General features: G+C 69.8%; 14 protein-coding genes. 9 read left to right on the forward strand and 5 right to left on the reverse strand.

Translation table 11 applies throughout. The annotated features are described in order from the left end of the window. The first annotated feature begins 35 nt into the window (after positions 1–35). The 5 genes from B0F77_RS20445 to pdxY are packed head-to-tail and all read left to right on the forward strand — an operon-like array spanning position 36 to position 4,929. Positions 36–827 carry an SDR family NAD(P)-dependent oxidoreductase gene (locus tag B0F77_RS20445; RefSeq protein WP_158102772.1) on the forward strand — a complete coding sequence of 264 codons (792 nt, stop codon included), beginning with the start codon at positions 36–38 and terminating at the stop codon, positions 825–827. A gap of 29 nt (positions 828–856) precedes the next feature. Continuing rightward, positions 857–1,693, forward strand: coding sequence for an SDR family oxidoreductase (locus tag B0F77_RS20450; protein WP_086664535.1), 837 nt, complete (start codon positions 857–859; stop codon positions 1,691–1,693). Positions 1,694–1,707: 14 nt separating this feature from the next. Beyond that, entirely contained in the window at positions 1,708–2,598 is an 891-nt protein-coding gene (locus tag B0F77_RS20455) for a DUF6206 family protein (protein ID WP_086664536.1), read from the forward strand. Between the two features lie 10 nt (positions 2,599–2,608). Next, on the forward strand, positions 2,609–4,042 hold the full coding sequence (locus B0F77_RS20460; RefSeq protein ID WP_211293895.1) for an MFS transporter: 1,434 nt from the start codon (positions 2,609–2,611) through the stop codon (positions 4,040–4,042). A gap of 35 nt (positions 4,043–4,077) precedes the next feature. After that, positions 4,078–4,929, forward strand: a complete 852-nt coding sequence (gene pdxY, locus B0F77_RS20465; protein ID WP_086664537.1) for a pyridoxal kinase PdxY — start codon at positions 4,078–4,080, stop codon at positions 4,927–4,929. A gap of 140 nt (positions 4,930–5,069) precedes the next feature. Here pdxY and B0F77_RS20470 read toward each other — a convergent pair whose 3' ends face one another. Genes B0F77_RS20470 through B0F77_RS20485 form a run of 4 tightly spaced genes read right to left on the reverse strand, consistent with a single transcriptional unit; the run spans position 5,070 to position 8,179 of the window. Next, the gene (locus B0F77_RS20470) at positions 5,070–5,669 is read right to left on the reverse strand and encodes a DsbA family protein (RefSeq protein WP_086664538.1); all 600 of its coding nucleotides are present in this window, start codon (positions 5,667–5,669) and stop codon (positions 5,070–5,072) included. A 58-nt stretch (positions 5,670–5,727) separates the two neighbouring features. Then, complete coding sequence (locus B0F77_RS20475; protein WP_143466834.1) at positions 5,728–6,105, reverse strand: hypothetical protein; 378 nt, start codon at positions 6,103–6,105, stop codon at positions 5,728–5,730. A 14-nt stretch (positions 6,106–6,119) separates the two neighbouring features. Continuing rightward, positions 6,120–7,541: a carboxylesterase/lipase family protein gene (locus B0F77_RS20480; protein ID WP_086664582.1), complete on the reverse strand. Its 1,422-nt coding sequence runs from the start codon at positions 7,539–7,541 to the stop codon at positions 6,120–6,122. Positions 7,542–7,585: 44 nt separating this feature from the next. Next, positions 7,586–8,179, reverse strand: coding sequence for a TetR/AcrR family transcriptional regulator (locus B0F77_RS20485; RefSeq protein WP_086664540.1), 594 nt, complete (start codon positions 8,177–8,179; stop codon positions 7,586–7,588). A 53-nt stretch (positions 8,180–8,232) separates the two neighbouring features. On the opposite strand from B0F77_RS20485, the gene B0F77_RS49900 reads away from it, so the two are divergent. The 4 genes from B0F77_RS49900 (at position 8,233) to B0F77_RS20505 (ending at position 12,532) form a co-directional block, all read left to right on the forward strand. Next, positions 8,233–9,093 carry a GNAT family N-acetyltransferase gene (locus B0F77_RS49900; protein ID WP_245848454.1) on the forward strand — a complete coding sequence of 287 codons (861 nt, stop codon included), beginning with the start codon at positions 8,233–8,235 and terminating at the stop codon, positions 9,091–9,093. An 83-nt stretch (positions 9,094–9,176) separates the two neighbouring features. Then, positions 9,177–10,946, forward strand: coding sequence for a peroxidase family protein (locus B0F77_RS20495; RefSeq protein WP_158102773.1), 1,770 nt, complete (start codon positions 9,177–9,179; stop codon positions 10,944–10,946). A gap of 9 nt (positions 10,947–10,955) precedes the next feature. Further along, positions 10,956–11,927 carry a sensor histidine kinase gene (locus B0F77_RS20500; RefSeq protein ID WP_158102774.1) on the forward strand — a complete coding sequence of 324 codons (972 nt, stop codon included), beginning with the start codon at positions 10,956–10,958 and terminating at the stop codon, positions 11,925–11,927. Beyond that, positions 11,927–12,532 carry a response regulator gene (locus B0F77_RS20505; protein WP_211293903.1) on the forward strand — a complete coding sequence of 202 codons (606 nt, stop codon included), beginning with the start codon at positions 11,927–11,929 and terminating at the stop codon, positions 12,530–12,532. Before B0F77_RS20500 ends, B0F77_RS20505 begins: the two co-directional genes overlap by 1 nt. A gap of 165 nt (positions 12,533–12,697) precedes the next feature. On the opposite strand, the gene B0F77_RS20510 is transcribed toward B0F77_RS20505, so the two are convergent. Next, a complete protein-coding gene (locus tag B0F77_RS20510) occupies positions 12,698–13,561 on the reverse strand; it encodes a hypothetical protein (protein ID WP_086664544.1) in 864 nt (287 codons plus the stop codon). Positions 13,562–13,786 lie beyond the last annotated feature (225 nt).

A 13,786-nucleotide genomic window follows, 5' to 3' on the forward strand; every position in this document is an offset into this window, starting at 1 on the left:
CGGAAGGCGGAGCAATGGAGGGACACGCCGCAGTAGTGCTGATCACTGGTGCATCGGCGGGCATCGGCCGCGCCTGCGCGGATCGGTTCGCCGCGTCGGGCTGGACGGTGGTCGGGGCGAGCCGCCGCGGAACCGGCGGCACCGGCTGGACCGGTGTGGTCGTGGACGTCGACGACACCGAGGCCGTCACCAGCGGTGTCGCCGAGGTCGTGCGGCAGCACGGCCGCCTGGACGCGGTCGTCGCCGCCGCTGGTCACGCCCTGGCCGGGGCGGTCGAACACACCGGCATCGACGAGGCGCGGGCGGAGTTCGAGACGAACTTCTGGGGCTGCGTCCGGCTCGTCCAGGCCGCGCTGCCGCACCTGCGCGCCCAGCGCGGCGGCCGCATCGTCCTGATGAGCTCGATCGGCGGCGCGATCGGCCTGCCGTTCCAGGCGTTCTACAGCGCCAGCAAGTTCGCTCTCGAGGGCTACGCGGAGTCGCTCGCGTACGAGGTGCGGCCCTTCGGCATCGCGGTGACGCTCGTCGAGCCGGGAAACGCGGCGACCGACTTCACGGCCAACCGCCGGATGGCGGCCAAGGCGGCCGCCGACGACGTCTACGGCGACGCGCTCAAACTGGCCATCGACGTCATGGAACGCGACGAAGCCAACGGTTGCACCGCCGACCAGGTGGCCGCCGTCGTGCAGAGGGTCGTGCAGGCGCGACGCCCGCCGCGACGGGCGTCGGTCGGCAAGGCGGGCGAGCGGGTCGGGCTCGTCGCCAAGCGGCTTCTCCCGTTCAGCGTGTTCGAGAAGGCGGCCAAGAGCAGCCTCGGTGTCAGCTGACGCACTGGTCGAAGAGGAAAGGCGGGATCATGGCTGAGCTTTCCGGACGGACGTTCCTGATCACCGGGGCCAGCACCGGGATCGGCCTCGCGACCGCGAAGGCGCTGGCCCAGCGCGGCGGCCGGTTGTACCTGGCCTGCCGTTCGGGCGCCAAGGGGCGCGCGGCGGTGGCGGACGTCGTTGCCGGCACCGGCAACAGCGACGTCGACCTGCTCGAGCTCGACCTGGCCGACCTCGCCTCGGTCGACAGGTGCGCGCGCGACTTCGTCGCCCGCGGCGAACCGCTGCACGTGCTGATCAACAACGCCGGCATGGCGGGCCACCGCGGTCTCACCAAGGACGGCTTCGAGCTGACCTTCGGCGTGAACCACCTGGGCCACTTCGCGCTCACCACGGGACTGCTGGACCTGCTGATCGCCAGTGGACCGTCCCGAGTCGTCACCGTGTCCAGCGATGCGCACTACAGCGCCAAGGGCATCGACTTCACGGCGTTGCGGCGGATGACCCGCCCGGTCACCGGCTATGCCGAGTACCGCGTCTCCAAACTCTGCAACGTGCTGTTCAGCCAGGAGCTGGCGCGCAGGCTGGCCGGGACCGGAGTCACCACCTACTGCGTGCACCCCGGCGTGGTGGCGTCCGACATCTGGCGGAAGGTGCCCTGGCCGGTGCGGTCGCTCATGACGAGATTCATGATCAGCACCGAACAGGGCGCCGAGACCACGGTGTACTGCGCGACGTCGCCGGAAGTGGCCACCGCGAGCGGACTGTTCTACGACAAGTGCCGGGAACGGGAAGCCAGTTCCCGTGCCACTCCCCAGCTGGCCGAGGAGCTCTGGGCGCACAGCGAGCGGTGGATCAAGCAGTAGCCGCGGAGGCGACCATGTCGATCACTCTTTCGCCGGCCGAACTGGAAGGCCTGGAGGAACGCGTGATGGCGGCCTTCCGCACGGGCCGCGACTCCTCGCTCGACGTCATGGGCTACGGCGAGAGCTCGGTCGTCCTGCGCCTGGAGACCGAGCACGGCGTGCTGGCCTGCAAACGGCTGCCCACCTTCGACGACCAGGCCCGGTTCGACCGGTACCACCAGCGGTTCGGGCAGTACCTGCGACGGCTCCGGCAGGCAGGCCTGTCCGTCGTCGAATCGGAGCTGAAGTCGCTGACGTCACCGTCCGGCGAGGTGGTGGCCTACTGCGTGCAGGAGGCCCTCCCGTCCCGGCGACTGTGCTCGGAGCTCCTGCGCACCGAGGACGAGGCATGGGCCCGCGGCTTCTTCACCCGTTACCTCGATGCCGTCGGCCGAGTCGTCACCCCCGCGCTGGGGCTCGACGCACAGGCGTCGAACTGGATCGACGTCGACGGCGAGCTGCGCTTCGTCGACGTCACCACGCCATTCCTGCGTGATGAGCATGGCCGGGAGTTGTTGGACGTGCGGCTGTTCCTCGGCTCGCTGCCGTGGGTCCTGCGCACACCGGTCCGGGTGACGATGACCAAGCGGATCCTCGACAAGTACTACTCGTTTCGCGGCGTCGTCATCGACTTCCTGGGCAACCTGCACAAGGAATCGCTCGGCGATCTGGTGCCGGCCCTCGTCGAGGAGGCGAACGCGCGGCTGGACCCGCCGATCAGCGTCCAGGAGGTCCGGCGGTACTACGCGGGCGACGCCACGACGTGGAAAGTCCTCCAGCGGCTCCGCCGGGCCGACCGGTTTTGGCAGCTCAAGGTTCGGCGCAAGCCCTACTGCCATCTGCTGCCACCCGAGTTCAACCGATAGGCGAGGACGGGTGATTCCGCTGACCGACCTACAGCGCCGTTGCGCGTTCTTCGCCGTCATCAGCACGACGTTCATGACGTACCTGGACAACAACATCGTGAACGTCGCCCTGCCGTCCATGCAGCACGACCTGCACCTGTCGGTGTCCGGGCTCGAATGGGTGGTCAGTTCGTACGTGCTGGTCTTCGGCTGTTTCCTGCTGGCCTGCGGCAAGCTCGCGGACCTCTACGGCAACCGACGGCTCTTACTGGTGGGAACGGTGGTCTTCACGCTCGCGTCGCTGTCGGCAGGACTGGCCTGGAACCCGGCCGTCCTGATCGGGAGCCGGGCGGTGCAGGGCCTGGGCGCGGCCGCCGCCACACCGGCCACACTGGCCATCATCTCGGTCCTCTACCCGTCGCAGCGGCAGCGGTATCTGGCGATGGGCGTCTGGGGCGCCGTCGGCGCGCTGGGCCTGGCGCTGGGCCCGCTGCTGGGGGGCGTTCTCAGCCAGCACGCGAACTGGAGCTTGATCTTCTTCATCAACGTCCCGGTCGGCGTGGCAGGCGTCGCTCTGGGTGCTTGGGCGATCCGGCCACCGGCGGCGGATCGGGCCGGCGCACGGGTCGACGTCGCCGGACTGACCAGTTCGGGCTGTGCGCTGCTCGCTCTGACCTACGCGCTGATCCAGGGCAACCAGGCAGGCTGGAACTCACCCGTCATCCTGGGCTGCCTGGCACTCGCCGTGCTCTGCGGCATCGCCTTCGTCGTCATCGAGCGTCGCGGCACCGACCCGATGATCGACCTCTCCTGGTTCCGGGACCGCGTCTTCGGCGGGGGGATGGTCGCCGCGTTCATCTGGGCGTTCGGCATCTACGGGATCTACTTCTTCACCTCGCTCTACCTGCAGGACGTGCTCGGGTTCTCGCCGACGCGGACCGGACTCGCGTTCGTGCCCATGGCGCTGCTGGTGATCCTCGGGTCCGTGCTGAACGGCCAGGCGGCACGCCGGTTCGGCGCGCATCGGTCCGTAGCCTGCGCCATGGCGGTGATGGCCGCGGGCATGGCCGGCGGCCTGCTGCTCGGCAGGAACGCGAGCTTCATCCAGGTCACCGCGGTGTTGGTGGTGATGGGGATCGGGGCGGGTTTCACCACATCACTGCCCACCACGATCCTCGGTGTCATGCCCGCGGAGAGGGTCGGGGTGGCCTCCGCGATCTTCAGCACCGTCCGCCAGATCGGCGGGCTGCTCGGCATCATCTCGATCGGCGCGGTACTGGTCGCCCGTCAGAGCTCGGCGCGCAACGCGGGCCACCCGGCGGGCGACGCGTTCATCGAAGGGTTCCACCTCGGCCTTGTCACTTCGGCCGGACTGGTGGCCGTCGGTGGCGTCGTCGCCTACCTCGCCTTGCGTCCGGCAGCGGCGACCGTGCGTGATCAGGACAGCCTCAACCAGGCTCGGTAACGGCGATGGTCAGGTGCCCGTTCTAGGGTGGGCGGATGAAGGTTCTGTCCATCCAGTCGGTCGTCGCCCACGGCCACGTCGGCAACTCCGCCGCCGTGTTCCCGCTGCAGCGCATCGGGGTCGAGGTCGTCCCGATCCCCACGGTGAACTTCTCCAACCACACCGGGTACGGCGCGTGGCGCGGTCCGCTCCTGCCGCCGTCGGAGGTGGCCGAGATCCTGCTCGGGGTGGAGGAACGCGGGGTGTTCGGGCAGGTCGACGCCGTGCTGTCCGGTTACCAGGGCGGCACGGGCATCGCCGATGTGATCATCGACGCGGTGCGCAGGGTGAAGGCCGCGAACCCGGCGGCGCTCTACGCGTGCGACCCGGTGATGGGCAACGCCAAGTCCGGCTGCTTCGTCGCGCCCGAGATCCCCGTGCTGCTGCGCGACCGGGTCGTGCCGGTGGCCGACATCATCACCCCGAACCAGTTCGAGCTGGGCTTCCTCACCGGCACCGAGCCCGCGAGCGTCGAGGAGACGCTGGCGTCGGCCGACCTCGCCCGCGCGATGGGCCCGTCGACCGTGCTGGTCACGAGCGTCGAGCGGCCCGACCGTGAGGAGGGCACGATCGAGATGCTCGTCGTGGACACCGCCGGGTCGTGGCTCGTGAGCACCCCGCACCTGCCGTTCAAGGCGAACGGGTCCGGCGACGTCACGGCCGCGCTGTTCACCGCCCACTACGTGCAGACGAAGGACGCGGCGATGGCGTTGGAGCGCACCGCGTCGAGCGTCTTCGACCTGATCGACCTGACCCACCGCTCCGGTGAGCGCGAGCTGCGGCTGGTGCAGGCCCAGGAGTTCTACGCGACGCCGCGGATGCAGTTCAAAGCCGAGCAGGTGCGCTGAGCCCGACCCGCGCGGTCGCCGCGCGGGACGACCCGCGACCGTCCGGCCCGCCACCCCGCGCAGGTCGGTGCCGAGGCACGAGACCGACAGCACCGGGTGGCGGGCCGGACGGCGAGCAGACCGTCAGCCCCCCGCCGTCCTCATCGCGCGAGCGCCGAGTCGATCGCGGCCTTCAACACGTCGTAGGTGGGCTTGGAGTCGAACTGGGTGCCGTTGATGAAGAACGTCGGCGTGCCCCGCACCCCCGCCTTGGTGCCTTCCGCGTGTTCCCGCGCAACGCGCTCCAGCACCGCGGGGTCGGTCAGTGACGCCTCGAAGCGCGCCACGTCGAGCCCGAGTTGCCCCGCATAGCCGACGAACGCCGACCGCTGGGGCGTCTGCTGCTTGCGCCACGACTGCTGGGTCTCGAACAGCAGCTTGATCATCTCGTCCCGCTTGCCCTGCACACCCGCCGCCTCGACGGCGGTGGCGGCGAGTTCGGCGTTGGGGTGCATGGGGAGGGGGAAGTGCTTGAGGGTGAACGTGACGCGGTCGCCGTACTCGGCGCGCAGCTTCTCGACGCCTGGGTAGGCGGCGCGGCAAGGCGGGCACTCGAGGTCGAGGTACTCGACGACGGTGACCTTGCCGGCGGACGACTGCGGCTGGGCGGTGGTGCTGGTGCGGCTGAAGAAGAGGAAACCGGCGACCACCGCCGCGACGACCGCGATGACGATCAAGGGCAGCCTGGCGTTCTTGGGCATGACGAACTACCTCCACGAGAGGAAGAAAGACGGGAAAGGCCGAACGAACCGGTTCGGCCTACGTGCGCAGCACGCAGAGCTGCGCCAGCCGTACTTCCTGCCGACGTGAAGGACGAAGCGCTGTCGAACTCCAGGCGAGACGCCACCTGACGTGACCGGGCAGCCGAAGCCCGGTCAGCGCGATCAGCACCGCGAGTGCGACCCCGAGGAACATCCCCGCGACCAGGATGGCGTCGAGCAACGCCGGCCCATCGGAGTCGACGGGTGCGATGGTGGTCACGTGCGCGGCCGACGGGGCGCACTGCGGCATCCAGGCGATCTCGGTCTCGCACGGGGTGCCCTGCATCAACGCGACCCCGGCGACCAGGGCGAGCACGGCGAGGACCCGCACGAGGCTCCACCTCGCACGGGTCCGCTGGTCGCTCGGGCCTGGCACGTGATGCAGAGTAACTACCCCCAGAACGCGAGCTTGTGGGTGGCCGCGTAGTCCGTCCGGCCGATGGCTCCCGGCGCGAGCGACTGCACGTAGTGGCCGTCAGCGAACTTCGGCCAGCCGGGGTCACCGGCACGTGCGAAGTCCGTCCACGCCTTGATCATGTGGTCGGACAGCCCCCGATCCTTCGCGAAGTCCGCGTCAGGGAACAGGTAGTCGATGTCGGACGCGTGGTTCGCGCCGTGCAACTCCTTCGGGAACTCGGGGTTCGTCGCCGCGTTGCGGTCCGCGAACTCGAACGCGTACACCGGCGCCTTCTTCGCGTAGAGCTCGTTCTGCTTGAACGTCGCCCTCGCCCACATCCGGTCCGTCAGGACCGTCGCCCACGCCTGCTTCGGTGACGCGTGCGCGCTGACCGGGTATTCACGCTCGATCTCGGCCGCCCGCTCCGGGAACGCGTCCTTGATCAGCTGCGAGTACTGCTCGGCACTCATCGGATCCGGCCGGAACAACCCGACGAAGCTGTTGTGCTCGTCGCGGGTGGCGCCGGCGAGGATCGGCACGTTCGCGAACTCGCCCGCCTCCAGCGACTCACCGGGAAGTTTCGGCAGCGCCGAACCGCCGTAGCCGACCGACTGGAAGATGTTCATGATCTGCGGGTAGTCCAGCAGCTTCTCGACCGGCAGCCGCCGCAGGCACTCGGCGTCCGCGCAGCCCAGCTCGGCGGCGATCATCGAGCCGATCTGCTCGATCTCCGGCACCGCCCGCCACGCGAGCGACGGCAACGCCTCCAACTCCGGGAACCAGGCGCCCTTCGGCACGTCCACGAGCGTGAACGAGCTGTGCATGATCGCCTTGTGGAACAGCGGCTGCTGCCCGATGAGGTGAGCGCCGACCGCGGTCGCGCCGAACGACACCCCGAACAGCGTGACGTTGCCCGGATCGCCGCCGAACGAGAAGATGTTGCGCTGCACCCATTCCAGCGCGGCCCGCTGGTCGAGCAACCCGAACTCGCCGGAGTTCGCGAGCCCCGGCAGCCCGAACCCGCCGAACACGCCCATCCGGTAGTTGAACGTCACCACGACGACATCCCCTTGCCGCGCAAGACGTTCCGCGTCGAAGTAGTGCCCGGCGCCGATCGCGCCGTCGCCGTGCACCCACACCAGGACCGGCTTGCGCCCGGTGGTCTTCGGCGTCGTGACGTTGACGAACAGACAGTCCTCGTCCGTGCTCCTGGTCTGCGAGTAACTGGACCCGACCTGAGGACACGGACTGCCCGGCTTCGTGGCCTCCCGCACGCCGCTCCACCCCTGCGGCTGCTGCGGCGGCATCCAGCGCACCGGCTTCGCCGCGTACGGAATGCCTTGGAACACCCGGTGTCCTTCGTGCACCGTCCCCCTGACCTGCCCGGTGTCGGTCGTGACCACGTCCGATGGCATCGCTTCCCCCTTCCCGCACCCGCTGATCAGCAGCATTGCGGCCATTAACAAGATCCCCCGGCGCAACATGACCAACCTCCTGTTGCCAGCTCGACGGCCGTGACGAGCTCGCGCTCGCAGACGTCGAGATCGAGTGCCCCTGACCGCAGCACGACGCCGTTGCGCATCGCGAGGATGAACACCGCCATCACGTCCGGGTCGAACACGCGGAACCCGCCTTCTTCCTGCCCCTGCCTGAGCAGCTCGGCGAGTGCCACGTGATCGGAGTCGGCGATGCCCCCGTCGGTCACCGCCGCGTGTGTCCTGATCCGCAGGAACGCGAGCATGTCGGCGCGGTGCGCCCGGACGAACTCGATGTTCGCCTCGAGGAACGCCCGCAGCTCTTCCTTCGCGGTGCCCTGTCCCATGCGCTCGGCCACGAACTCCTGGAACCGGCCGAGGATGTCGGCGAACACGACGTCGACGAGCTCCTGCTTGTTCTTGAAGTGGTACGAGATCAGCCCGGTGCTGCTCAGCCCCGCACGCGCCGCGATCGCCTTGAACGACGTCTCCGCGTAGTCCAGTTCCGCGATCGTCTCGATCGCCGCCCGCACGATCTGCGCACGTCTGGCCTGCTCTGTCACCGATTTTGCTCGCATGAGCAAAAGTTAGCACGCCCGAGCAAACCCCGTCGGTTCAGTAACCTCAGGCCGTGTCCAAGATCGTGCTTCGCCCCGCGACCACCACGGATGTCCCCGCTGTCCTCGCCTTTTGGCAGAACGCCGCAGAAGACGCGCACCGGCCGGCTGACAGCGCCAAGGCGGTGGAAGCCCTCATCCGCCGCGACCCCGACGCACTCATCCTCGCCCTCGACGAGACCGAGATCGTCGGCACGATCATCGCCGGCTGGGACGGGTGGCGTTGCCACATCTACCGCCTCGCCGTCGCACCGCGGCGCCGCCGGCTGGGAATCGGCAGGATCCTCATCGAGGCGGCCGAACAACGCTTCGCCGACCTCGGCGGAACCCGAGCGGACGCGATGGTCCTCGACGACAACGAGCTCGCACACAGCGCGTGGAAGGCGCACGGGTACGCGCCACAGCCCGAGTGGTCACGGTGGGTCAAACCGCTGCCGCAAGGATCAGCGTGGAAGACGCGCCCCGCCCAGCCCGACGACGTCGATCAGATCGCGGACCTGCGCGCCGTGGTGCTGCGTCCGGACCTCTCACGACTCGGCCGCTACGACGAGCAGCGTGTGCGGCAGCGGCTTCGCGACGAGTTCGTGGCGGAGCACACCTCGGTGCTCGAGGTGGCGGGCGCCTTCGCGGGCTGCATCGCGCTCCGGCCGGCCGACGACGGGCACTGGCTGGAGCACTTCTACCTGGCCCCGGAGCTGCAAGGCCGGGGAATCGGCTCGGCCGTGCTCGGCGAACTGCTCGAACGATGCGATCGTGAGCGCCTCACCGTCCGGGTCAACGTGCTGCAAGGCAGCCCGGCCCGGCGGCTTTACGAACGGCACGGGTTCACCGTCGTCACCGAGGACGCGATCGACGTCTTCATGCTGCGCACCTGAAGGTCCGGGACCATTTGGGCTAAGGGGTCGGCGCGGGCCGTCTACGGATGTGTGGACCGGTGGTCCTGTCGAGCATGAACCCCATGGGACACAGGAGATCACTGGCGGTCGTGCTGGCGGTCGTGGCGGGGTCGTCGTTGCTGACCGGCACGGCTCAGGCGCGGATCGCGTTCGAGGTGCAGAGCCTCGACGGGACGGGGAACAACCGGGTGCACCCGGAGTGGGGGGTGGCGGGGGCCAACTACTCACGGGTGGCTCCCGCGCACTACGCGGACGGGATCGGGCAGCCCGTGACGGGGCCGAGCCCGCGGTACCTGAGCAACCGGGTGTTCGCCGACGGTGGCGTGACGCAACCGTCGGCGCGGGTCAGCCAGTGGGGAACGGCGTGGGGGCAGTTCCTCGACCACTCGTTCGGGCTGCGGGTGGGCGGTGGGCCGCAGGTGGACATCCCGTTCGTCAACGGCGCGCCGATGGAGGACTTCCACAGCGACCTCCCGTCCGTGCCGTTCGGGCGCAGCGCGGCGGCGCCGGGGACCGGCGTCACGACACCGCGGGAGCAGCCGAACAGGCTGAACTCCTACCTGGACGCGGAAGCGGTGTACGGGACGAAACCCGACCGGTTGACGTGGATGCGCGACGGGGCGAAGCTGCTGATGCCGAACGACCTGCTGCCGCGGCGGGACGCGCGCGGCGACATCAGCACCGCGCCGGGTGTCGACGACCCGATCGGGATGGGGGCGCGGGCCGTCGTGACGGGTGACGACCGGGGCAACGAGAACGTGTCGCTCACGGCCGTGCAGACGCTGTTCGCCCGCGAGCACAACCGGATCGTGTCGCTGCTGCCGTCGTGGCTGCCCGAGGAACAGCGGTTCCAGCTGGCCCGGCGGGTCGTGATCGCGACCCAGCAGTACATCACCTACACCGAGTTCCTGCCCGCAATGGGCGTTCGGCTGTCGCCCTACCGGGGCTACGACCCGTCGGTGGACGCGACCCTGTCGAACGAGTTCGCGACCGTCGGCTACCGGGCGCACAGCATGCTGCGGGGCAACGTCCTGGTGACCACCGCCGCCTCCCGGTACACCCCGCAGCAGCTCGACGCGCTGCGGGCCAAGGGCGCTCAGGTCGTGCCACGCGGGAACCGGGTCGAGATCACCATCCCGCCCGCGCTCGGGGCGTTCCGGCCCGAACTGGTGGGCGAGGTGCAACTCGGGCCGCTGCTGCAGGGGCTCGGCTCGCAGGCGCAGTCGCGCAACGACGAGCAGATCGACGACGTGGTGCGCAGCCTGGCCCTGACGCCGACGGGGTGTGAGCCGAACTGCCCGACGGTGATCTTCGACATCGCCGCGATCGACGTGGAACGCGGGCGCGACCACGGGATCCCGTCGTACAACGAGTTGCGGAAGGCGTACGGGCTGGCGCCCCGGGGCTCGTTCCAGGCCGTCACCGGAGAGTCCACCGAAGCGTTCCCGGTCGATCCGGAACTGACGCCCGGCGCGGAGATCGACGACCCGGACAGCATCGACTTCGTGCGGCCCGGTGTGCGGCGTACGAGCGTCGCGGCCCGGTTGAAGGTCCTGTACGGGGACGTTTCGGGGCTGGACGCGTTCGTCGGGATGGTCGCGGAGCCGCACGTGCCGGGCACGGAGTTCGGCGAACTCCAACTGGCCATCTGGAAGAAGCAGTTCGAGGCCATGCGCGACGGCGACCGGTTCTACCTGGGCAACGACCCCGTGCTGGCGGTGGTGAAGCAGCGGTTCGGCATCGACTACCGGCACCAGCTCGGCGACCTGATCGCGCTGAACACCGACATCCCCCGCCGCGACCTGGCCCGCGACGTGTTCCGCACGTCCTAGCATCGGGGAATGCGCATGGGGTCGCGCGGCTTGGTCGTGCTGGGATGCTTGGGCCTGCTGGGTTTCGGCGGGCTGCTGTGGGCGATCGTCCACACGTCGCGGCCTCCCCTTCCCGCCGTGGTCGTGATCATGCTGGTGGTGGTCGCGCTCGCCGTCGGGCCGTGGGTGGCGCTCGTGCACCGCAAGCTGCGCGACGACCCGGAGGCGGGCGGGCTGTTCCGGGTGGTGGTGGCGAGCGCGGTGGCGATCGCGGTCGGCGGGATCGTGATCGCAACGGGACTGCGCTACCGCGAGGAACTGGCGTCGCCCGCGGTGATGCTGTCCGTGCTCGTCGCGGGCGCGGTGGCGCTGGTCGGAGCGGCGGTGTTCCCGTGGCTGTTCCTCACCACCCGGATGCTCGCCAGGGAACGCGCCGCCAGGGCCCGCGCCGAGGAGCGCGCGGACCTGGCGGCGCACCTGCACGACTCGGTGCTTCAGGCGTTGACGCTGATCCAGAAGCAGGCCGACTCGACCGAGGTCCGCAGGCTGGCCCGCGGCACCGAGCGAGATCTGCGGACATGGCTGTACGGCCGGCAGCCGTTGGCGGGCAACGACTTCTCCGCCGCTGTGACCGCGACGGCCGAGGTCGTGGAGGACACGTTCGACGTGGTCGTGGAACTGGTGTCCGTCGGCACCTGCGCGATGGACACCCGGTCGCGCGCGGTCGTCGGCGCGGTGCGGGAAGCGCTGACGAACGCCGCGAAGCACGGCGGGGTGGGACGGGTGTCGGTGTTCGCCGAGGTCAGTGAGTCCGAGGTGTTCGCATTGGTCCGCGACCGCGGCCGCGGCTTCGACCCGGCCGTCCACAGCGGGGCGAACCGGCGCGGCATCGCCGACTCGATCGAACGGCGGATGCGCCACGAGGGCGGCAACGCGACCATCCGCACCGCGCTCGGCGGGGGCACCGAGGTCGAACTGCGGATGCCCTTGGGGCGCAAGTGATCCGCGTCCTGGTGGTGGACGACCACGCCCTGGTCCGGTCCGGCGTGCGGACGGAACTGGGCGATGGCCTGGACGTGGTGGGCGAGGCCGAGGACGTGGCGTCCGCGCTGGCCGCCATCCAGGCGCTGGTCCCGGACGTGGTGCTGCTCGACGTGCACCTGCCCGGCGGTGGCGGGCGGGCGGTGCTGGAAGCCGCCGTGCCCGCGTTTCCGGCCGTGCGGTTCCTCGCGCTGTCGGTGTCGGACGCCGCGCAGGACGTGATCGGGGTGATCCGCGCGGGTGCGCGGGGGTACGTGACGAAGGCGATCACCGGCTCCGACCTGCGGGCCGCGGTCCACCAGGTCCACGAGGGCGACGCGTGCTTCTCGCCGCACCTGGCCGGGTTCGTGCTGGACGCGTTCCGCGGCGACCCAGACCTCGACCAGCTCACGCCCCGGGAACGGGACGTGCTGCGGCTGGTCGCCGCGGGGTACACCTACCGCGAGGTCGGCGAACGCCTGTCGATCTCCGGTCGCACGGTGGAGACCCACGCCGCAGCAGTCCTGCGCAAGCTGCGACTCCCGAATCGGCGCGCGCTGTCCCGGTGGGCGCGGACCCGCCTGTAGACCCTCGTTGCGAACAACGGGATACCGCTCGCATCTTGTTGCACACCACAAGAACGGGGGTCAGAACTCGCGCCACTGGCCCCGGTCGCCGGCTTTGATGCCGTCGAGCCGCTGCCGTACCGCGGCCGCGAACGTGCTCTCGTGCGTCACCTAAGCAAGGTTGCCTCAGCCGGGCGCTGAAACGTCTCGGGTGATCTGGCCGCGGTTGCGGGCCCGGACAGCCCGGCGCTCCCCGGCCTCGGCGAGCACCGCGGCTCTGGCTTTCTCTCCGGCGTCGAACGCCGCCGGAGAGAAGCGGTCGCTGGCTCTGACGTGTCGTTCCCAGTCGTCCTGCCAGAACTCCACAGTCCAGCCTGGCCACAACTCCGGTACCTGGTAGGCCTGTGGCGAGGAGTAGAGAGACCACCAGCCCAGATGTCGGCGTTCCGGGTCGAGGTGGATGCCGGCGTTGACGTGCAGGTGGCAGCTCCCGTGCCCAGGGGCGTTCGCCAGGCGGTCGAGCAGGGCGACGCCCTCGCGGACAGGGTGGTCGAAGGCGCCAGAGGCGATGTGACAGCGGCCGGCGCCTACCGTGATCACCACACCGCCCGGGTCGGGCCCGGCCAGGTCCTCGTCGTCGGGGGCGAGGAACGGGGCCAAGGAGGGGTCCGAATCGCGGCAGCGGACGTACTCCGGGTCCAGCCCGACGTACTCACGCAGTTCGGCCGCGCCGTCGTACAGCCAGCGGACCTCCCAGCCCGGCCACGCGGCTCGGATCAGCTCGAACATGGCCGCGCGGTGGCGGAGCTCAGTGCTGGGCCCCTCCCAGGCGAAGAACAGGAGCACTTTCCGGCCGAGGTCGAGCAGTATCCCGCCCTGGGCCATGGTGTCGTCCAACCACGAGCCGTCTTGGCGGAGTCCGGGAAGCATGGCGAGAACCGGCGTCGGCCCTTCCAGCAGGTCGAGGTCGATTCCGACCGCCCAGCCCGTTCGGTACAGCTCATGTGTGCCGTTCTCGCGGACCACGATGACGTTGGCTCTGTCTCCCATTGGGTCAGGATGACCGGGCGGGAGGCTGTCGACCATCCGTTTTCGGCGGCTTCGACGCTCCGGCTGGTCGATCGGTTCGACGAACTCTTTGACAGTCTTTGACATCTCCGCTCCGGCCGGGCCGGAGCGAGCACGGAGAAGTTATCGTTCCACCTGCCGCCACTGCCTTCCGAATTCAAGCGATTGCCGTGCGCGCGGATCGTTGGGGTCCACGTCCCTGCGCGG

The sequence above is a fragment of the Lentzea kentuckyensis genome (genome assembly GCF_002150765.1).
In the GTDB taxonomy this organism is placed as follows: Bacteria; Actinomycetota; Actinomycetes; order Mycobacteriales; family Pseudonocardiaceae; genus Lentzea; species Lentzea kentuckyensis.

Bases quoted from the DNA above. Each gene is read 5' to 3' on its own strand.
- B0F77_RS20495 (WP_158102773.1), top strand. From the start codon at position 9,177: ATGGGACACAGGAGATCACTGGCGGTCGTGCTGGCGGTCGTGGCGGGG.
- B0F77_RS20510 (WP_086664544.1), bottom strand. From the start codon at position 13,561: ATGGGAGACAGAGCCAACGTCATCGTGGTCCGCGAGAACGGCACACAT.
- pdxY (WP_086664537.1), top strand. From the start codon at position 4,078: ATGAAGGTTCTGTCCATCCAGTCGGTCGTCGCCCACGGCCACGTCGGC.
- B0F77_RS20470 (WP_086664538.1), bottom strand. From the start codon at position 5,669: ATGCCCAAGAACGCCAGGCTGCCCTTGATCGTCATCGCGGTCGTCGCG.
- B0F77_RS20455 (WP_086664536.1), top strand. From the start codon at position 1,708: ATGTCGATCACTCTTTCGCCGGCCGAACTGGAAGGCCTGGAGGAACGC.
- B0F77_RS20450 (WP_086664535.1), top strand. From the start codon at position 857: ATGGCTGAGCTTTCCGGACGGACGTTCCTGATCACCGGGGCCAGCACC.
- B0F77_RS20485 (WP_086664540.1), bottom strand. From the start codon at position 8,179: ATGCGAGCAAAATCGGTGACAGAGCAGGCCAGACGTGCGCAGATCGTG.
- B0F77_RS20500 (WP_158102774.1), top strand. From the start codon at position 10,956: ATGCGCATGGGGTCGCGCGGCTTGGTCGTGCTGGGATGCTTGGGCCTG.
- B0F77_RS20480 (WP_086664582.1), bottom strand. From the start codon at position 7,541: ATGCCATCGGACGTGGTCACGACCGACACCGGGCAGGTCAGGGGGACG.